An 18,841-nucleotide genomic window follows, 5' to 3' on the forward strand; every position below is an offset into this window, starting at 1 on the left:
TTTTCCGACCAACACCTTTTCCCTGGTGGTCCGGATGCACCAGTAAGTGAGGATAGTAAACCACCAAACTACCGTCTGAAATTGCGTTACCGAGGCCGACGAGCTCGCCACCAACCCTAGCGGTTACCAAGGTGTGCGAACCACGCAAAGCAGACATCAATTGCTCAGGCTTATCGGCAGATGACCACTGGTTCGAGCGATAAAGAGCGATGACTTCCTGCTCTCGTATCGAGCCGTTGAGTTCAACCTTTACTTCCATGTTCGGCTTCCTGATTTATGCATAACAGTGATTATACGCCCTTCCACATAACACTTTTGAACGCGCCAGCATGACCATTGATGTTATATCGCCACTCAAGCAAGCATAAACCACTGTTTCTAATAGTCTATGCCTAGCACATGGCAGCATAACCAAAATTCGCGTGCCCGCTGCTTTTTACGACTCAATCATACTCTATTCATAAATTTGGCTTAGGTCACGCAGAATTTTGGGGAAATTGTGATCGGTCAAAGGGTGGTGGGTGGTGAGTGCTGAACTTGAGGTGGGTGGTTGCTTATGGCGTGGTGGATGGGCGGCTGGCGCCGCCTTCGCGCCGGGCCGCCGCTGCGGGCGCCTTCTTCGCTCGTTGCTCTCGCTCAGTCGTTACGCCGCGCTACGGGGGATTGCGCTGTGTGGCTTTATCATCGCGAGCTAAAGCTCCCTCCCACAGGTGGCCACATTTAGTTTTGAAGGAATGTTGAGTTTTGTGGCTTGATCATCGCGAGCTGAAGCTCCCTCCCACGGGTGGCCCAATTAGTTTTCAGGGAATGCTGAGCTTTGTGGCTTGATCGTCGCGAGCTGAAGCTCCCTCCTACAACTTCAGACCGCCATCAGCCATAGCACAGGGCAATGAGGGTTCGATTATCGTCCCCTCACCATTCACCATTCACTAACCGCCCCTCTCCTTTAAAGTTCTATCCCTTTTTGGGCTTTGATGCCTTGGTCTTTGAAGGCGTGTTTGACGACTTTCATTTCGGTGACGGTGTCGGCGAGGTCGATGAGTTGTTGGGGGGCGTAGCGGCCGGTGACGATGGCGTGCTGCATCTCGGGGCGGGCTTGTAGGTCGTCGAGGACTTGGTCTAGGTCGAGGTACTCGTAGCGTAGGGCGATGTTGAGTTCGTCGAGCAGTACCACGTGGTAGCTGTCGTCTTGCAGCATGCGCTTGGCTTGTGTCCAGGCGGCGTTGGCGGCGGCGACGTCGCGTGCGCGGTCCTGAGTGTCCCAAGTGTAGCCTTCGCCCATGACGTGGTAGTCCACGTTGGGCAGGTTGCGGAAGAAGGCTTCTTCGCCGGTGCTGAACGCGCCCTTGATGAACTGCACCACGCCTACCTTCATGCCGTGGCCCAGGGCGCGGGCGAGCATGCCAAAACCGGAGCTGCTTTTGCCTTTGCCGGGGCCGGTGAGCACCAGCAAGATGCCCTGCTCTTTATCGGCGCGGGCAATGCGCTCGTTCATGATTTTTTGCTTGGCCGCCATGCGCTGGGCATGGCGTTCCGGGGTTTTGGCATTTTCGCGCATGGGGGGCTCCTTGGGGTGTTTTACGTTTTACGAGCTACGCTTTCAGCACGTAACGCAGGGTTTCCACGACCTGATCGGTGGTGGTGCACCAGGCTTGCGCTTGGGCGTCGACTTCTTTCAGCGGGTGAACGATCTCTTCGCTGTGCAGCGTGATGTAGGGCTTGGCCAGGGCTGCGCAGTAGCCTGCATCGAAGGCGGCGTTCCACTGCTTGTACTTGTCGCCGAAGCGCACCACCACCAGATCGGCTTGTTCGATCAGGGTGCGGGTGCGAATGGCGTTCACTTTGGAGGACTGGTGGTCACGCCAGAAGCCGTTCTCCGGTTTGCCCAGGTGGTCGCCAGCGGCATCGGAGGCGTCGTGGTCGGTCACCGGGGCGGTGAAGACCACGTCCAGGCCTGCGGCTTCTGCGCCGCGCTGGATCTCTTCGCGCCAGTCAGTGTGAATCTCGCCGGAAAGGTAGACGTAAAAGCTCATGGTAGCTCCTTTAGGGTTGGGGAGTGTCTCGCCGCTCTATGATAGCCCACTGCTGCTTTATGGAAAAACCTTCCATATTTTTGGGCTAATAGCTGCGCGCTCCCCTGCCCGTTACTCCGCTAGGTGAATTGGTTGGCCGGTGAAAATATCCGCCACCAATTTAGGCGCGGAGGGAAAGTAGCCGTGGAAATAGCTGGCGATCAGCGCGCCCTCACGGTAGATGGGTTCGGCTTCGCTGCCTGCCAGCTTGCGGGTGCGGGCCAGCGGCTGCATGGAGGTGTCCAGCAGCGAGTGGTGATAGGTGTGGCCGCGCAGTTCGCCGCTTTGGGTGTGCAGGCTTTGCAGCCCAAGTGCTGTCAGCTTACCGGCCATTTTGGCAGTGCCGGGCAGTAGCCCCATCATCGTGTGGCCTGTGCCTTCACCGTCGACCAGCTGCTCGACGCAGCTCATTAGCCCGCCGCACTCGGCGAGTATCGGTTTGCCTGCGCGGTGGTGGGCGCTGATCGCCTCTCGCATCGGTTGATTAGCACTAAAGCGGGCGGCGTGAAGTTCCGGGTAGCCACCGGGCAGCCAGAGGGCGTCGCATTCTGGCAGTGTAGAATCGTTGAGCGGTGAGAAGAAGTGCAGCGCCGCGCCCATCTCCTCTAATACATCGAGATTGGCGCGGTAGATAAATGCGAAGGCGTCGTCTTTGGCGATGGCGATACGCACGCCGCGCAAATAGTCCGGTGCAGGCGTGGGGGCGTCAGCACTTAGCGATACCTCTTTAGGCAGGCGACCTAGCCCAGCTTCTTCTAACACCTTGGCGGCGGCGTCTAGCTGGGCATCCAGGCCGCTCAGCTCGCTGGCTTGCACCAGGCCCAAGTGGCGGTCGGGGATTTTCATCGCGTCATGACGGGGAATTGCGCCCAGCAGCGCAATGCCTTCCGGCATGCTCTCATTCAGCAGCTTGCTGTGGCCGGGGCTGCCGATGCGGTTGGCGATCACTTCGTGAATAGTGAGATCCGGGTGGTAGTTGGCCAGGCCTTGTGCCACCGCGCCAAAGGTTTGCGCCATGCCCCAGGCATCAATCACCGGCAGCGCGGGGATGCCCGCCAGGATGGCTAAGTCCGCACTGGAGGGTGAGCCATCGAATAGCCCCATGGAGCCCTCCACCAAAATCACGTCAACTTCTTGGGCGGCTTTGGCTAAGCGCCAGCGGCACTCGTGCTCGCCGGTCATCCAGGGGTGAAGCTGATACACCGGCTGGCCGGAAGCGACTTCTTGCACCATGGGGTCTAGGTAATCGGGGCCGTGTTTGAAGACCCGCACGGTGCGCCCGGCGTTACGGTGCAGCCGTGCCAGCGCCGCCGTGACCATGGATTTTCCCTGACCCGAACCGGGGGCGCTGATGAGCGCTGCGTGTGCTTTACCTTGCAACATGTCTCTTCCTTAAATCACTCATGGTCGGTAAGGGGTGCCTGGATGGGCACAAACACCGGCGCACCATCCACATCTACCGTAGCCAGCCGCTGTTGGTAGAGCCGCTCTAGGGCGCTGGGCACCAGCATGGTGTCTCGTGGGCCCCAGCAGGCTTCGCCGCTGGGGTATAGCAGCAAAATGTGGTCGCACCAGCGGGCGGCCAGGTTGAGGTCGTGCAGGCACATCATCACCGCGCTGCCCTGGGCGGCCTGTTCGGCCATCAGCGCCATCACCGCACTTTGATGGTGCAGATCCAGATGGTTGGTGGGCTCGTCGGCCAGCCAGAGGCTGGGGGCCTGGGTCAGTACCGTGGCCACGGCCACCCGCTGGCGTTCGCCGCCGGAGAGCGTGTTCACCAGGCGGTCGCGCAGGTGGGCCACGTCCAGCGCGGCCAGCGCGGCCTCGGCGCGGGCGTAGTCGTCGGCCCCTTCCATCTGCCACAGGGAAAGGTAGGGGTGGCGGCCTATCAGCGCGGTCTCCAGCACCGTGGCGGGAAAGCCATCTAGCCGCTCTTGAAACACCAGCCCTAGGCGTTGGGCCACTTGCCGCCTGCGCAGCTGGCTTAGCGGCGTGTCGCCTATCAGCACCTGCCCTGAACGGGGGGCGTTCAGCCCCGCCAGCGTATGCAACAGCGTAGTTTTACCCGCGCCATTGGGGCCAAGCACGCCCCACACCTGCCCCGGTTCAATGGTGAGGTTCAGCGCCGTGCCTTCGCTACGCCCTGGCACGTTAATGATCAGGTCTTGAGTCGCCAAGCGGGTCATCAGCGGCTCCGGTAGAGCAAAAAGAGGAAGGTGGGCACACCCAGCAGCGCGGTAATCACGCCTACGGGGAGCTGCTCGGGGGCAATCATGGTGCGCGCTAGGGTATCGGCGAGTACCAGCAGCGTGCCGCCTGCCAGGACGCAGGCAGGTAAAATCAGCCGCTGGTCGTTGCCGAGCAGCAGGCGCAGCATATGGGGCACTACTAGCCCCACAAACCCAATGCTGCCTGCGGTGGTCACGGCGGTGGCGGTCAAGAGGCTGGCGGCAATGTAAATTCCCCACTCCAATGGGCGAACATCCACGCCCAGGGCGGCGGCCTGCTGGGGGCCACGGGCCAGTACGTTGAGGCTGCGCCCCAGGGGTATCAGCAATACACAGGTGGCGATTAATAGCAGCAGCGGCGGCCACGGCGCGCGAGCGTAGGATAAATCCCCCATCAGCCAGTAGAGCATCCCCGGCAGCCGCTCGGCAGGGCTTAGCGCGAGCATCAGGGTAATCACTGCGCCCCACCCCGCGGCCACGACCACGCCCGTCAGCAACAGCCGGGCAGGCGTCCAGCCGCCGCTGCCGTGGGCTAGGCCAAACACTAAAAACGTAGAGAGCAGCGCGCCTAAAAATGCCGAACCCGAAATAAGCACACCGCCCATCCCGGCCAACATGGCCGCCAGGGCACCCATCGAGGCGCCGCCGGAAAGCCCCAGCACGTAGGGGTCGGCCAGCGGGTTACGCAGCAGCACCTGCATCAGCGCCCCGGCCACGGCCAGCAGCCCGCCCACCGCAAAGGCGGAAAGCGCCCGTGGCAGGCGAAGCTCGATCACCATGGTACGCGCCAGCGCATCGCCCTGGCCCTGCACCACCGCCCAGAGCTGCGCTGCCGAAAGCTGCGCGCTACCCACCGCCAGAGACAATAGCATGGCGGCCACGGCGATCAACGCCAACAGACCAAGGGGTTGCCACAGGCGCGCCACCATCAAGAGGCCCCGCGCTTTTGGCGAGTTTGTTCAAGTTTCTCACACAGAATTTGTGCGCCTTCCAACAGGCGCGGAGTGGGCCGCTGAATTAAAGAAGGTGGCACAAAATAGAGGTTATCGCCCGTTACGGCGGCTAAATTGGGGTACTGTTCCCAGTGGGTGAGCCAGTGGCGGTTCTCCTCCCCCATTCCTCCAGCAATAATGGCCTCGGGGTTGGCGGCCAGCACGGCTTCGTCATCCAGTCTTGGCACCAGCCGTTCCAGCTCGCCAAAGACGTTCTCGCCGCCGCAAAGCTCTACTACCTGACCAATCAGATGTTCGTTATTAACGCTCATCAGCGGCTCGTCCCACACCTGATAAAACGTGGGTACCGGGTCGCGCTCCCTGTAGCGGGCGGTGAGCGCGGCCATGCCGTCTCTAAACTCGCTAGCCGCCTGCCGCCCAGTTGGTTCAGTTCCCGCTAAACGGGCCAGTCGCTCAATGGTGTGGGCGACGTCTTCCACGCTACGCGGCTCGATGTAGAACACCGGCATGCCCAGCGCTTCTAGGGTTTCCATCTGCTCGGCGGGGTTACCTGTTACCCAGCCGATGACTAAATCCGGGGCAAGCCCGACCAGGGCCTCTAAATCAATCCGCGTATGGCTGCCCACCGAAGCCACTTCTTGGGCTTGCGGCGGGTAGTCGCTGTAACTCACCACAGCCACGACCTGATCTCCTGCGCCTGCGGCGTAGGTCAGCTCCGTTGCCCCTGGGGAGAGCGTGGCAATACGCCGTGCAGCGTTGTGCAGGCATACTTCGCGGTCACGATCATCCACCACGCAGCGTGAGTGGTCGTGGCCCTGGACAGGTATGGCTATGAGCAAAAACGCGAGGCCCAAGGCCCCGCGCATTAACCCACGTTGGCTACTGGCCAAAGTGAACACTTAAGAACCCTGCTCGGCCTGCGTTGATGTAGTCACGCGAGGTTTCATACTCTTTATCAAAGGCATTTTCTACCGTAACACGGGCCGTCCAAAGCGGTGCAAACTGCCATCCCGCACGTAGATTAACCAACCCATAGCCACCCAATCGCTGAGTATTAGAGGCATTATCATAGCGGTAACCTTGTGCTACTAACGACCCTCCCAATGACCAATCGCCAAGCTCGCGGTCAGCATCTAGCCGCACACTTTGGCTAGCACGGCGGGCTAGTCGATTGCCTGTTTCCTGATCTTCCGGGTCCAGGTAGGTATAGGCAGCTTGCAGTACCCAGTCGTTGACTTCTACGCCGCTTGAAAGCTCAGCACCGCGAATACGCGCATTATTGACGTTTTGTGGCGCCCACAAACCGCTTGGCGTCGGCGCCCAGGCAATCAGGTCGTCGTAGTCGTTTTGGAAGACGGCCACGTCCCAGAACCACTGGCTGTACTGGCCGCGAACGCCCACTTCAACGGTTTCAGATTTTTCCGGATTGAGATCAGGGTTGCCAGAGTTCGGCCAATAGAGGTCATTAAAACTCGGGGCTTTAAACGCCGTGCCTATACTGGCGCGCAGCGTATGGTAGTTATCCAGTTCGTAGCCCAGCGCCAAGCTGCCGGTCACTTCATCGCCATAGGCCTCGTTGTCGTCGTAACGCAGGCTTGCCTGAATAGCAAACGGCGAAAAGTCGAGCAGCGCTTGCGTAAATACCGCGGTGTTATCGCGACTGGTGACCTCAAACTCATTGGTGCTTGAAACGCGGTCTTCGCTAATTTCAGCGCCCGCGATTACCTCATGGGCGCCGAGCTGGATGTTGTTTTGCCAGCGAGCGGTTTGGGTGCGGGTATCAATCACCGACCCACCGAAGTTATCCATCGTGTCCAGCTCATCGCGGGCTTCGCTTAGCGTTAACCGACTGCGCCAGGTAGTAGTTACCGGTAGCTCACCGTAAATACCCGCCACCTGCTGAACGAAGTCATTCTCACCGCCATCATATTCGTTGTGGCCGCGAGCGCGCAGCGCCAGCACGCCCACTTCAGCGCCACTCTCGAAGGTGTGTGCAACACGGGCCAGCGCCGAGGTGTTGTCGTAGCCTTTGTCTTCGCCACCGCGACGAATGGGCTGGCCGTCGGTATTGAAATAGCTACCGGCAAAACTGTAGCGCGTGCCGCCTTCGCGTCCAGAAATACCGGCACTTACCCGCTGGGTATTGAATGAACCACCGCCGATGGAAATATTGGGTTGCGGGCCTTGTTCGTCACCATCAGGGGTAAAGAGCTGTATCACGCCGCCAACGGCATCCGCGCCGTAAAGACTACCCCGCGGGCCGCGCACGATTTCCGCGCGGTCAAACATACGAGGATCTAAATACTGAAAAGCGGCACTACCCGCTGTGGCTGAACGCAGCCGAATGCCATCTATCATTAGCACGTTTGCATCGCCGGGCGCACCACGCAAAGAAACGCTGCCGCTTTTACCAAAACTGCCGTTGCTGGTGACATCAACGCCCGGCTGGCCGCGTAGAAGATCGGTTAGGCTGGTGGGGTCTTGGCGGCGAAAAGTAGCTTCATCCAGCACGCTAACGGATGAGAGGCTTTCATTGGCGGTGCGGGGCGCTAATGCAGCGGTGACAACGACAGGATCAAGCGCCGCTAATTCCGTGGTCGCTTCGGCGTACTGGGCCTGGGCTGAAAAGGAGATGGCCAGCGGCAGTGCTGCCATCGCAAATGCCGCCCGTGTGGCGGTGGTGTGAAAACGGTGGTTCATGAAAGGTCCCTTGCTCACTGTGCTCACCCGCACAGCGTGTTTTTAGTGGCCGGGCAGGGGCACACAAGGGAAAACAGCGGCTGAAAGCCACTGGTATTCGCCCTGCACATGCCCTCCGCATGCCGGTAATCTTTGGCTTTTTTTAGCCGTCACTCTTAGGCCGGTCTCCGGGCTGACGAGCGAAAGGGGCGGCTTAACGTAAGCGCCATACCTTTCCGAACGACCACCTTCCCATGCGTAAGCACAGTGGCGTCTCTAGCCGTTCTTATCTCGATCACCGTTGCGGGGGCAGCGTTGGATTCACAAAAAACGTTCACCAACTTCCCGTTTAATTGATGGCGTTAGTGCCACCAGCACCTGAGAGTGCGCGTAAACTAGCAACTTGTTAGAGGTTGGTCAATTTACCGTCTAGCCTTTCAGCGCCTGTAATAGGCCGTGGCGCACGTACCATACCTGCTCAGCGTGGGCGGCGGCATCCTGGGTGAACCAGCCGTTTAAATCGCGCAGGCGGCGCTGGTCTCGGGCGATGGGCACCAGGCCACGACCCAGTTCGTTGGCAATAATCACCAGCGTGACGTTATCCTCTGCGGCGGTTTGGTTTAGGCGCTGTAAATCTTCCCGCCACTGGGCTCGCCACTCGTCGCTGCTGAAGTCAGAATCCTGCGCGGCGGTGAGCCACTCAAACAAGCCGTGGAGCACCAGCGGCGTATTCGGTAGCATGACGTGGGCGACCTCATGAAGGCGCTGGCCAGGGGCTAAGCGCCACCATACCGCACTGGGGAAGCGTTGTTTTACAGCGTCGCGCTTACCTGCACTGGCACCGCCGATGAATAGTTGCATTGCCATTCTCCTTTTCCATCCTCACCTGCCTGATACGCGAGCTGCCAGCGCCGTCCTTGGGCCTGATGCACAATTCCCTCCCAAAAATCGAGGGTTTCAAAACGGCGGCGTAGCTCACGAATCACACCGCCGTGGGTCACCACTAACACTTTTTGATAGCCATACTGCTGAGTGTGTGTCGCGACATCGTCGAGCCAAGCATCTAGACGTTCGCGCAGCTGGCCAGAAGACTCTCCACCGGGAATTTGCAGCTCTCCGGCGCTATCAATCCAGGCGCGATAGTGCGGCAATTCTTTTAATTCATCGTAAACCTTGCCTTCGTACTCGCCAAAATCGAGCTCCCGTAGGCGCGGTTCGGCATAGACGGGTATACCCGGTTTTGCTGCTTGTGACCACGCCAGCGTTTGCTGGCAGCGGCCAAGGTCACTGGCATAAATCGCGTCAAAGCGTTCATCCATCAGGGCTTTCCGAAGCGTTAGCAGCCCCTCCTCCGCATCGGGAAACAGCAGCGGAATATCCCGCTGACCCTGGTAACGGCGCTCTAAATTCCAGGCGGTGATACCGTGACGAACTGCCACCAACTCCACATTAAGACCAGTAGCCAAAGCTCTCCTCCTTCAATGGTGGCACCGACCATATCGCCGTTAATGCCGTTAAATAGACGCAGCAGTGCCGCACGCGTCAGCGCTAACCAACACGCGACTGCGACCAGCCATAGCGCCATCGCGGGCCATACCAACACCAGCGGTAGCAGCGGCACCAGCGCTAGCCCAACATCGCGGCAGCTGAGCGACTGCTGCCAGCTCCAGGCCAGGCCGCGTGAGTGGGCGCATGGGGTCAGTACAAGTAGCGCGACTCCCGCCCAACGCCCCAACGCGGGCACCACCATCAGCCACCACAGCGGCGCGTGATACTGCAGCAGCGCCCAGAGCAGCACGCCCTTCCAGGCCAGCAAAAACAGCAGCGCTAACATACCGAAGCTGCCGATTTGTGGGTCTTTCATGATCTCCCAGCGCCGTTCCAGCGGCTGGTTGCTACCCAGCGCATCGGCCAGATCCATCACGCCATCCAAGTGCAGGCCACCGGAAATGGCCACCCACAGGCTAAGCAGTACCAGCGCCGCGATGGGCGATGGGGTTTGCCACTGGCCCAACAGCAGGGCGACACAGGCCAGCAGCGCCCCCACCATCAGGCCCACCAGCGGGTAGGCGCGAATGGCCCAGCGCCGGGTGGCCGGTGTCCAGGGGCAGGCAACGGGGATCGGCAGTCGCGTCAGAAACTGCAGCGCCAGCAGCATGCCGTACAGAGCGTTTTTCATGGTGCACCAGCCGCCTTCCATTCGATGGACTGCCCGGCCACCACCTCCAGCACTTGGTCGGCCTGGGCCGCCAGCCAGCGGTGCAGCTTTTGCAGGAATTCCACGTAGCGCCACACCTCTGCCGAGGCAGGCAAGGGCGCTTCGTTGAGATCGTTGGAGACCACCACCAGCGTCACCCCCCGGCGGCGGGCATCGTGAAGCGCACGCACCAACAGCGCAAAGGCTTCCGTTTCGCTGACCGGTGCGGCGTCCTCCTGAGTATTGAACATCACCTGGCTGGCCCAGAGGGTCAGGCAGTCCAACAGGGCGGCATGGCCGTTGGGCACCTGGGCCACGGCCTGTTCGATGTTGAGCGGGGCTTCCAGGGTGACCCAGTGGTTGGCGCGGCGGGCCTGATGATGGCCTACCCGTTCGGCCATTTCGCTATCGTAGATGTCGGCGGTGGCCACGTAGTAACACGTCTTGCCGTCGGCGTACTGCTGAACACACTGCTCCGCCACCAGGCTCTTGCCCGACCGAGCCCCTCCACTAACAAAGACAATCATTCAGCACCTTTGACAACCGATCATTGGTCACACCATCACGTAGCGCCAGCCTTAGCCAACCACCCTTCAGGCCAGCAAAACCATGGGTATGTCGCGCCAGCATACCTTGGTGAAGCAGGCGCTCAAGCAGCACGATACTGGAAATGCCCCGCTGCCGCTGGGCGGCCCCAGGCCGCACCAGATGAAAGCAGCTGTGGCTGGGCACCACCTCCAGCCCCAGCGCGGCCAGGGCAGCGCCCATGCGTGGCTGCTCACGGGCCAACCACTGGTGGGTACGCCGGGCAAAGCCCTCATCCGCCAGCAGCGGCGGCACCAGTTCAGCAGCCAGATGATTGACGCTCCAGGGCGGTTGCTGCGCCTGAAGCTGAGCGATACGCCGCTCATCGGCCAGCACGTAGCCCAGCCGCAGGCCCGGCAGGGTAAAGAATTTGGTCATGGAGCGCAGCAGGATCAACGCCGGGTAGCGTTGGAGCAGCGGGGTCAGCGGTGCAGCCTCCAACGCCAGATCGATAAAGGCTTCATCCACCACCAGCGAGGCCCCCGATTTCAAGGCGTCCAGCAGCGCTTCGATAAGCGCCACGGGCAGCAGCGTGCCGGTGGGGTTGTTGGGGCGGCAGACGAACACAACATCAGCGCTGGCTGCCGCCTGCAGCAACGCGGCCGCGGGCGGGTCGAAGGTGCCCGGCAACAGGCCAAGCTCGCTGATGCGCACACCGTGGGCGTTGCAGGCCCGGGCATACTCGCCAAAGGTAGGAGTGACGATCAGCGCCTGCTGGCCAGCGTGGTGCGCCGCCGCCAGAAAGATGGCTTCCGCACCGCCGTTGGTGAGCAGTACCTGCCCCGGCTCCACGCCTGCGTGTTCGGCAATCGCCTGCCTGGCGGCGCGGTAGTCCGGTTCGGGGTAGCGGCCCAGCCCAGCCAGGCGCTGGGCCAGGTAGCCGGTTACCCAGCCGGGCGGGCCCAGCGGGTTCAGGTTGGCGCTGATATCTTCCAGCGGGTGGTCGGCAGGCAGGCCAAAGCGCTGCAGCAGCGCGGCGGCCTGGCCACCGTGGCTTGGCCAATGATGGAGAGGCAGGTTGCCGGGCTGGTCGCGCATCACCCGGCCCCCGTAGCCATCACGAGGCACAGCTGCAGGAAGAGCAGCAGCAGGAAGAACAGCAGCCAGGCCCCGTGCATCAGCCAAATCGTGGTAGTGATGTGGCTGGCTTTCAGTAAATCATGGGCGGTGCCCAGCGTGGCCCGGTGTGATACTTGCCCCTGGTAGACGTTGGTGCCGCCCAACTGGACGCCCAGCAAATTCGCCACCATCGCCTCGGGCCAACCCGCGTTGGGGCTTGGATGGCGGGGCGCTTCGCGCCAGGTGGCCGCCAGGGCGCCCCGCCAGCGCAGAGGTGAGCGGTGAAACACCCCATACAGCACGCCCGCCAGCCACAGGCACAGGGCGGTCAGCCGGGCAGGCAGCCAGTTGGCAAGGTCGTCCAGCCTGGCCGAGGCGTAGCCGAAGTCGCCGTAGCGCTCGTTCCGGTAGCCCACCATGGAGTCCAGCGTATTGATGGCCTTGTAGGCCAGCGCCAGCGGCGCGCCCCCCAGCAGCGCAAACAGCAGCGGCGAGGTAATGCCATCGACGGTGTTTTCCGCCACGGTTTCCACCGCGCCCCGGGTAATCTCGGCTTCATCCAGAGCCTGGGTATCACGCCCCACCACTCTGGACAGCGCCTGCCGCGCGCCGGGCAAATCGCCCTGCCGCAACGGGGCGGCAATGGCCCGCCCGGCATCCGCCAGCCCCTTGATGGCCAGCGTGGTGGCCAGCAGCCACAGCTCGGCGGCCAGCCCCAGCCAGGGGTGCACCCACGACAACAGCGCAAGCCCCAGCCAGGCCACCGACAAGGTGCCCAGCACCACCACCAGGGTAAGGCACCCGCCCAACAGGCGCCGCCGCTGGGGGCTGCCTTTGTTCCAGCGGTGCTCCAGGGCGCTAATCGCCTTGCCGATGATCACCACCGGGTGGGGCAGCGCGCGCGGGTCCCCCACGATCAAATCGATGACGATGGCCAGCGCGCCCCATCCGGCCAGAGCGGGCAGGCTCAGCAAGTCGAGGCTCATGGTGCCTTGCCACTCACCCCCGCCTGGGAGAACGTGGCCATGTCACTGAGCATAGCGGCGGCAGCCTGTAGCAGCGGGTAAGCCAGCGCCGCCCCACTGCCCTCGCCCAGGCGCATTTCCAGGGCCAGCAGCGGCTGCGCCGCCAGGGCTTCCAGCGCCAGGACGTGGCCCGGCTCCGCCGAACGGTGGCCAAACACCAGGTAGTCGCACAGTGCCGGGGCCATGCGGCAGGCGGTCAGGGCCGCCACCGTGGCAATGAAGCCATCCACCACCGCAGGCACGCGGTGGGCCGCCGCCGCCAGGTACGCACCCGCCATGGCGGCAATTTCCAGGCCGCCCAGCTTGCACAACACCTCCAGCGGGTCGTCAGGATTCGCCTGGCGATTGGCCAGCGCCCGCTCGATAACCGCCGCCTTGTGGGCCTGCTGGGTGCTGTCGATACCGGTGCCCGCCCCCACCATCTGGGCGGCAGGCACCCCTAGCAAGGCCGCCAGCATGGCGCTGCTGGCGGTGGTGTTGGCGATACCCATTTCGCCCACGATGAGCCCATTGGCCCCCGCCTGTACGGCCCGCTCGACCGCTGCCATGCCGGCCTGCATGGCCTGGCGCGCGTCGTCCAGCGGCATGGCGTCGTGGTGCAGCATGTTGGCCGTGCCCGAACGCACGCGGGCATCGGTGGCTCCCGGCAGCGGTCGCGGCGACGCCACACCGACATCCACCACGTCCACCCGAGCTCCCAGCTGGCGGGCAAACACGTTGATGGCCGCGCCCTGCTGAACGAAGTTGGCGACCATCTGCGCGGTCACCTCCTGTGGAAACGCCGACACGCCTTCAGCGGCCACGCCATGGTCGGCGGCAAACACCACCACGGCAGGGCTATCCACCCGAGGGCGGGCGCTGCCCGTGATGGCGCTGAGCTGAATCGCCAGCGCTTCGAGCCTGCCCAGGCTGCCGGGCGGCTTGGTCAAGGTATCGAGGTAGGCACGAGTGCGCTCAGCGGCGGCGGCATCGACGGGGCCGATATCAGGCAGCCAGGGGTAAGCGGCAAGGGAGTCAGAAGCGGCAGCAGAGGACGCGCAGGGAGGCATGGCAGCTCCAGTGGCAGCAAAACCAGAGATGAAGTGATCGCAAGCGCAGCATGGTAACAGATGCGGGCGGCCAGCGGAGCCGCCCGGGCTGTGGTTACCGTACCGGCAATCAGTAAACGGGGGTTTCCTGCCAGCCACCCCCCAGCGCCTTGAACAGCGTGGCCGTGGCCGCCAGCTGTTCACGGCGCGCACCGGCCTGGGCCAAACGGGCCGAGAGCAGGTTGCGTTCGGCGTCCAGGCGCTCCAGCTGGCTCACCTGCCCCTGGTCGTACATCAGCACGGCCAGCTCCCGGGTACGGGCAACGGCCTCCAGCTGTTCGTCGATGGCGGCCAGCCGTCGCTCGCTGAAGTCGTAGCTGTAGAGTGCATCGCGCACTTCGTTGAAAGCGGTCAGCACGGTCAGGCGATACTGCGCTTCGGCCTGTTCGGCCAGCGCTTCGGCGCTTTCCACCCCGGACTGGCTACGACCGAAGTCGAACAGCGGCCCCATCACCGAGGCCCCGACGCCCCAGGTGCGGGCCACATCGCTGAACAGATCACTGGTGCTGGCGGCCGCAGTGCCCAAAAAGGAGCTGAGATTGAGCGACGGCAGGCGGTTGGCCTCGGCCACGCCGATCTGGGCGGTGGCCGCGATCAGCGCCGCTTCTGCCGAGCGAATGTCGGGCCTGCGCTGGAGCATCGCCGACGGCATCACGGCAGGTATGCCCACCGGCTGGGCCAGGTCATCCAGCCGCGACGTGCCGGTGTCCAGGGTAGTCAGCAGCTCATCAGGGGACATGCCCACCAGCGTGCCCAGGGCCCCGCGCAGGGTTTCCACCTGCTGCTTGAGCGACGGCAGCTCTGCCTGCAGGTTGCGCCACTCGGCTTCGGCCTGGCGCAGTTCCAGTTCGCTGATGTCGCCATGCTCGAAGCGCAGCGCCTGAAGGCGATAGGTCTCCTGGTACGCGGCCAGGGTCTCCTCCATCAGCGCTTGCTGGGCTTCGGCACTTTTCAGGCTGACGTAGGTGGTGACCACGTCACCGATCACGCCCAGCTCGGCGGCGTCTCTGGCAAACAGGCTCTCCTGCAGGGCGGCCATGGCCGCAGCGCGCTGGTTGGCCAGCCGCCCCCACAGGTCGATTTCATACTCCAGGCTAGCGGCCAGGGAGTACTGGTTGTTGGTGGAGGTCAGCAGCTCCTGCACGGACTGAACATCGATGGGCAGCAGCTCCTGCACGGGCTGAACATCGATGGGCAGCGCCGCCCCCGGGGTGCGCTCACGGTTGGCTTCGGCCTGATAGCCCACGGTGGGAAAGCGCTCGGCATCGGCAAACCCCAGCTGGGCCCGGGCCTCGCGAATGCGCGCCAACTGAATCGCCAGTTCGAGATTGTCTTCGCTGGCGCGCTCGACCAGCCGGTTCAGCGCCGGGTCTTCGAAGCGCTGCCACCAACGGTGCCAGTCGTCACGGGCCTGCTGCTCCAGAGTGATATGGGCAGGCCAACTCTCCGGCAGCTCAATGTCGGGCGTTTGATACTCCGGGCCGACCGCACAGCCTGCCAGCAGCAAGGCCAGCGCCGAGGCAGTGGTGAACGGTTTGAGGCGGGGGCTCCACGGGCGATTCCTGTGCACGCTGATCATCCTTGCAGTTCGGGTGAATACCGATTTAGGGCGGCGTTTAACCAAACACCTGTTCGAAGTGGCTAAGAGTACCTATTATAGGAGACTAACGAAACAGGGGATACATCACACCACCGTGATCCCCCATTGACTTGCAGGGAGGCATTGAATGAGGTTCATCCGCAAGGGGAAGTGGCTACCCACTCTGGCCGGGTTGCTGGCATGCGTGACGTTATTGGCAGGTTGCAGAGACGCCGAAGAGCCCCCCGAGCCTCCGGCTCAGGTGGTCAAACTGTTTGAGACCGGCCAGCAGCAGGCCTTTTCGGGCCGTCGTTTTGTGGGTCGCGTCGATGCCGTGAGCACCGTCAACCTGGCCTTTCAGGTGGGCGGCCGCCTGACCACCTTTCCGGCCGTACAGGGCACCACGCTGGCCAAAGGCGAGCTGATCGCCCAGCTCGATCAAACCGATTACGCCTTGCAGGTGCGCGCCGCGGAAGCGGAATTGTCCCAGGCCCGCCAGCATCTGCAGCGGCAGGAAAATCTGTATCGCCATAACGCCGTCTCCGCCTCGGTGCTGGAAGCGGCCCGCACTGATGCCGAGCTGGCCGCTACCCAGATGGAGAGCGCCCGCCAGGAGCTGGCCTACACCTCATTGTACGCGCCCTTTGATGCGCTGATTGCCCGCCGCCTGGTGGAAAACCACACCACGCTGCCGCCCAATGCCGAAGTCGTCCGTATTCAGGACATCTCGGAGCTGCGCATTCGCATCAACGTGCCCGAAGCGCTGATGCAGCATCTCGATGGCGAACACGGTTTCAACGCCGAAGCCGAGATCGCCACGCTGCCCGGCGAGCGCATTGCGCTGGAGTACCGCGAACACATCACCGAGCCCGACGAGGTCGCCCAGACCTATCAGGTGGAGTTCGCGCCCGCCCAAGGCGAGCACCTGGTGGCGCTGCCCGGCACCACGGCCAGCGTGTTCATCGAACCCGCCGAGCGGCTGGTGTCCGGGGTGATGATGATTCCAGCCAGCGCCCTGGACACCACCGAGAGCGGTGATTTTCGCGTGTGGGTCTACGACCCCGACGAGGGCACGGTATCGCCCCGGGAGGTCACCGTGAGTGAGCTGAGCGACGACGCCGTGATGCTGGTGGCAGGCGTTCAGCCTGGCGAGTCGATTGCGGCGGCCGGGGTACACCTGCTGCGCGACGGCATGCGCGTCAAACCGCTGGATAACGCCCTCTAGGAGCCGCCATGAACATCGCCAAGCTGTCCATCGAACGGCCTCTCAATACCTGGCTGATCGTGGTGATCTGCCTGTTGGGCGGTATCTGGGGATTCAATACGGTGGGCAAACTCGAAGACCCCGCCTTCACCATCCCCAACGCCATCATCAATACGCCCTACCCCGGCGCCACCGCCGTGGAAGTGGAAGAGGAGGTCACCGAACGTCTGGAGCGCGCCATCCAGGAGATGGAGCAGATCGACGTCATCAAGTCGAAGTCGCTACCTGGGCGCTCGGAAATCCAGGTGGAAGTCCACTCCAGCTACCGCAGCCACGAACTGCCGCAAATCTGGGATGAGCTGCGCAACAAGATCAACGATGCCCAGGGCGACCTGCCCGAGGGGGTGCTGGGCTCCCAGGTCAACGACGATTTCGGTGAAGTGTACGGCCTTTTCTATGCGGTCACGGCCGATGGACTCACCACGCGGGAGATCCGCGACATTTCGACGTTTCTTCAGCGCGAGCTGCTGGCAGTACCCGGCGTGGCCAGGGTGACCACCGCAGGCGAGCGGGAAGAGACCATCTACATCGACATCTCCAACGAGCGCCTGACCACCCTGGGCATTCCCATCAATCAGGTCATCAACACCATCCAGACCGAAAACGCCGTGGAAAACGCGGGCAGCCTGCGGGTAGGGGAACGCCAGGTGCGGCTGGTGGCGCGTAGCGACATCGACAGCACCGCGCTGATCGAAGCCATTCGCATCGGCCGCCCCGGCACCACCGAACAGGTGTCGCTGATGGATATCGCCACCGTCTACCGCGAGCCCAGCGACCAGCCCAACCAGCTGATTCGCTATAACGGCGAGGATGCCTTCACACTCGGCATTGCGGGCGCCGCCAACGACAACATCATCAGAGTGGGCGAAGCCGTCGAAGCCCGCATGGAAGAGCTGAAAAGCCGCCTGCCGCTGGGCGTAGAGCTACATCCTCTCTACGAACAGCACCATGTGGTCAACGATGCCATCAACGACTTCCTGCTCAACCTGGCCATGTCGGTGGCCATCGTGATCGGGGTGCTGTGCCTGGCCATGGGCTGGCGCATCGGCGTGGTGGTCGGCAGTACCCTGCTGCTCACCGTGCTGGGCACCCTGCTGTTCATGGGGCTGTTAAACATCGAGATGGAGCGTATCTCGCTGGGGGCGCTGATCATCGCCATGGGCATGCTGGTGGATAACGCCATCGTGGTCGCCGAAGGCATGGTCACCAACATCAAGCGCGGCCAGCGCGCCAAGGAGGCTGCAGGCAGCGCCGCCAAGCGTGCCCAGCTGCCGCTACTGGGCGCCACGGTGATCGGCATCATGGCCTTTGCCGGTATTGGCCTGTCGGACGATGTCACCGGCGAATTTCTCTACTCGCTGTTCATGGTCATTCTGGTGTCCCTGATGCTGAGCTGGCTGCTGGCGATCACCGTCACCCCGCTGTTTGGCTACTACCTGCTGCGCCAGAAAGGCGACGACGAGGATCAGCCCGCTGACGAGCAGCAAGCAGACGAGCACCAGGACGAAAACGAGAACGACGACGAGCCCAGCAAGCGCGAGCTGTACGGCGGCCTGCTCTATCGCGCCTATCGCCGGGTGCTGCTGCTGGCGCTGGGCATGCGCATCGTCACCGTCAGCGCGCTGGTGCTGATCACCGCCGTGTGCCTGTGGGCCTTCAGCCTGATTCCCCAGTCGTTCTTTCCGGACTCCAACACGCCGCTGTTCTTCGTCAATATGGAGCTACCCCAAGGCACCGACATTCGCTCGACCGCCGATTACGCCGCCGATATCGAGGCGTATACCTGAATCCGTGAAGCCGGCGCCGACACTTTCCCTATCACCGCCAGCGAGCACTTTTTGATCATTCGCCCCGTGCAAGTTGGCTTTCGCAAGCCCGTTATTGCCAAAACCCACCGTGCTGATCGGTGCTGACGGCCCGTTTTGTCATGCCTTTCCACCCGCCAGGCACGACATATCTGGCGATCGCGTGTCGCTTGGAACTGCTTGTGGATAGAGTGTCGCCGATTGACGGTCAGCATGGCGTTCCTCGTGGATAACGCAGTCGGCTCCGCAGCGTCTTGAGCACCGTCATGCGCCCGATATCCTGCCCGAAGTCGAGGATGATCTGCCG

Annotated in this window: 19 protein-coding genes and 1 riboswitch; of the genes, 3 read left to right on the forward strand and 16 right to left on the reverse strand. The window is 62.6% G+C overall.

Translation table 11 applies throughout. The features are described 5' to 3' along the window. The coding region (locus BMY49_RS14915; RefSeq protein ID WP_143058141.1) for a GNAT family N-acetyltransferase at window positions 1-259 on the reverse strand (259 nt) is incomplete at its 3' end. 265 nt (window positions 260-524) lie between these two features. On the opposite strand from BMY49_RS14915, the gene BMY49_RS17480 reads away from it, so the two are divergent. Then, window positions 525-695: a hypothetical protein gene (locus BMY49_RS17480; RefSeq protein ID WP_167359382.1), complete on the forward strand. Its 171-nt coding sequence runs from the start codon at window positions 525-527 to the stop codon at window positions 693-695. Between the two features lie 251 nt (window positions 696-946). On the opposite strand, the gene cobO is transcribed toward BMY49_RS17480, so the two are convergent. The 15 genes from cobO to BMY49_RS14990 form a co-directional block, all read right to left on the reverse strand. Continuing rightward, window positions 947-1,558: a cob(I)yrinic acid a,c-diamide adenosyltransferase gene (gene cobO, locus BMY49_RS14920; RefSeq protein WP_089675936.1), complete on the reverse strand. Its 612-nt coding sequence runs from the start codon at window positions 1,556-1,558 to the stop codon at window positions 947-949. Window positions 1,559-1,592: 34 nt separating this feature from the next. Then, a complete protein-coding gene (locus tag BMY49_RS14925; RefSeq protein WP_044629351.1) occupies window positions 1,593-2,033 on the reverse strand; it encodes a YtoQ family protein in 441 nt (146 codons plus the stop codon). 111 nt (window positions 2,034-2,144) lie between these two features. After that, entirely contained in the window at window positions 2,145-3,455 is a 1,311-nt protein-coding gene (locus tag BMY49_RS14930) for a cobyrinate a,c-diamide synthase (protein ID WP_089675937.1), read from the reverse strand. Window positions 3,456-3,469: 14 nt separating this feature from the next. Further along, window positions 3,470-4,258, reverse strand: a complete 789-nt coding sequence (locus BMY49_RS14935) for an ABC transporter ATP-binding protein (protein ID WP_062360323.1) — start codon at window positions 4,256-4,258, stop codon at window positions 3,470-3,472. Next, window positions 4,258-5,229, reverse strand: a complete 972-nt coding sequence (locus tag BMY49_RS14940) for a FecCD family ABC transporter permease (RefSeq protein ID WP_089675938.1) — start codon at window positions 5,227-5,229, stop codon at window positions 4,258-4,260. The genes BMY49_RS14935 and BMY49_RS14940 overlap by 1 nt, the downstream gene beginning before the upstream one ends. Then, a complete protein-coding gene (locus BMY49_RS14945) occupies window positions 5,229-6,119 on the reverse strand; it encodes a cobalamin-binding protein (protein ID WP_054641778.1) in 891 nt (296 codons plus the stop codon). The genes BMY49_RS14940 and BMY49_RS14945 overlap by 1 nt, the downstream gene beginning before the upstream one ends. 13 nt (window positions 6,120-6,132) lie before the next feature. Beyond that, the gene (locus BMY49_RS14950) at window positions 6,133-7,953 is read right to left on the reverse strand and encodes a TonB-dependent receptor domain-containing protein (RefSeq protein ID WP_089675939.1); all 1,821 of its coding nucleotides are present in this window, start codon (window positions 7,951-7,953) and stop codon (window positions 6,133-6,135) included. Window positions 7,954-8,094: 141 nt separating this feature from the next. Then, a riboswitch (cobalamin riboswitch) is annotated at window positions 8,095-8,329 on the reverse strand. A 32-nt stretch (window positions 8,330-8,361) separates the two neighbouring features. Continuing rightward, window positions 8,362-8,793 carry a bifunctional adenosylcobinamide kinase/adenosylcobinamide-phosphate guanylyltransferase gene (locus BMY49_RS14955; RefSeq protein ID WP_058578360.1) on the reverse strand — a complete coding sequence of 144 codons (432 nt, stop codon included), beginning with the start codon at window positions 8,791-8,793 and terminating at the stop codon, window positions 8,362-8,364. After that, window positions 8,745-9,380 (reverse strand): histidine phosphatase family protein, encoded by a 636-nt coding sequence (locus BMY49_RS14960; protein ID WP_228168887.1) that lies wholly within the window; start codon window positions 9,378-9,380, stop codon window positions 8,745-8,747. Before BMY49_RS14960 ends, BMY49_RS14955 begins: the two co-directional genes overlap by 49 nt. Continuing rightward, window positions 9,335-10,111, reverse strand: coding sequence for an adenosylcobinamide-GDP ribazoletransferase (gene cobS / locus BMY49_RS14965; protein ID WP_058578359.1), 777 nt, complete (start codon window positions 10,109-10,111; stop codon window positions 9,335-9,337). Before cobS ends, BMY49_RS14960 begins: the two co-directional genes overlap by 46 nt. Beyond that, entirely contained in the window at window positions 10,108-10,656 is a 549-nt protein-coding gene (locus BMY49_RS14970) for a bifunctional adenosylcobinamide kinase/adenosylcobinamide-phosphate guanylyltransferase (protein ID WP_058578358.1), read from the reverse strand. Before BMY49_RS14970 ends, cobS begins: the two co-directional genes overlap by 4 nt. Beyond that, complete coding sequence (cobD, locus tag BMY49_RS14975; protein WP_089675940.1) at window positions 10,640-11,752, reverse strand: threonine-phosphate decarboxylase CobD; 1,113 nt, start codon at window positions 11,750-11,752, stop codon at window positions 10,640-10,642. Before cobD ends, BMY49_RS14970 begins: the two co-directional genes overlap by 17 nt. Continuing rightward, window positions 11,752-12,759: an adenosylcobinamide-phosphate synthase CbiB gene (cbiB, locus tag BMY49_RS14980; RefSeq protein ID WP_044629360.1), complete on the reverse strand. Its 1,008-nt coding sequence runs from the start codon at window positions 12,757-12,759 to the stop codon at window positions 11,752-11,754. Before cbiB ends, cobD begins: the two co-directional genes overlap by 1 nt. Next, window positions 12,756-13,847 (reverse strand): nicotinate-nucleotide--dimethylbenzimidazole phosphoribosyltransferase, encoded by a 1,092-nt coding sequence (cobT, locus tag BMY49_RS14985; RefSeq protein ID WP_044629361.1) that lies wholly within the window; start codon window positions 13,845-13,847, stop codon window positions 12,756-12,758. The genes cbiB and cobT overlap by 4 nt, the downstream gene beginning before the upstream one ends. Before the next feature lie 109 nt (window positions 13,848-13,956). Further along, on the reverse strand, window positions 13,957-15,456 hold the full coding sequence (locus BMY49_RS14990) for an efflux transporter outer membrane subunit (protein ID WP_058578354.1): 1,500 nt from the start codon (window positions 15,454-15,456) through the stop codon (window positions 13,957-13,959). Between the two features lie 157 nt (window positions 15,457-15,613). Here BMY49_RS14990 and BMY49_RS14995 point away from each other — a divergent pair, with 157 nt between their 5' ends. Both BMY49_RS14995 and BMY49_RS15000 read left to right on the forward strand, forming a co-directional pair. After that, entirely contained in the window at window positions 15,614-16,690 is a 1,077-nt protein-coding gene (locus BMY49_RS14995) for an efflux RND transporter periplasmic adaptor subunit (protein ID WP_089675941.1), read from the forward strand. A gap of 8 nt (window positions 16,691-16,698) precedes the next feature. Next, on the forward strand, window positions 16,699-18,516 hold the full coding sequence (locus BMY49_RS15000) for an efflux RND transporter permease subunit (RefSeq protein WP_244154984.1): 1,818 nt from the start codon (window positions 16,699-16,701) through the stop codon (window positions 18,514-18,516). Window positions 18,517-18,841: the final 325 nt, after the last annotated feature.

This window comes from Vreelandella aquamarina (genome assembly GCF_900110265.1).
Taxonomy (GTDB): domain Bacteria; phylum Pseudomonadota; class Gammaproteobacteria; order Pseudomonadales; family Halomonadaceae; genus Vreelandella; species Vreelandella aquamarina.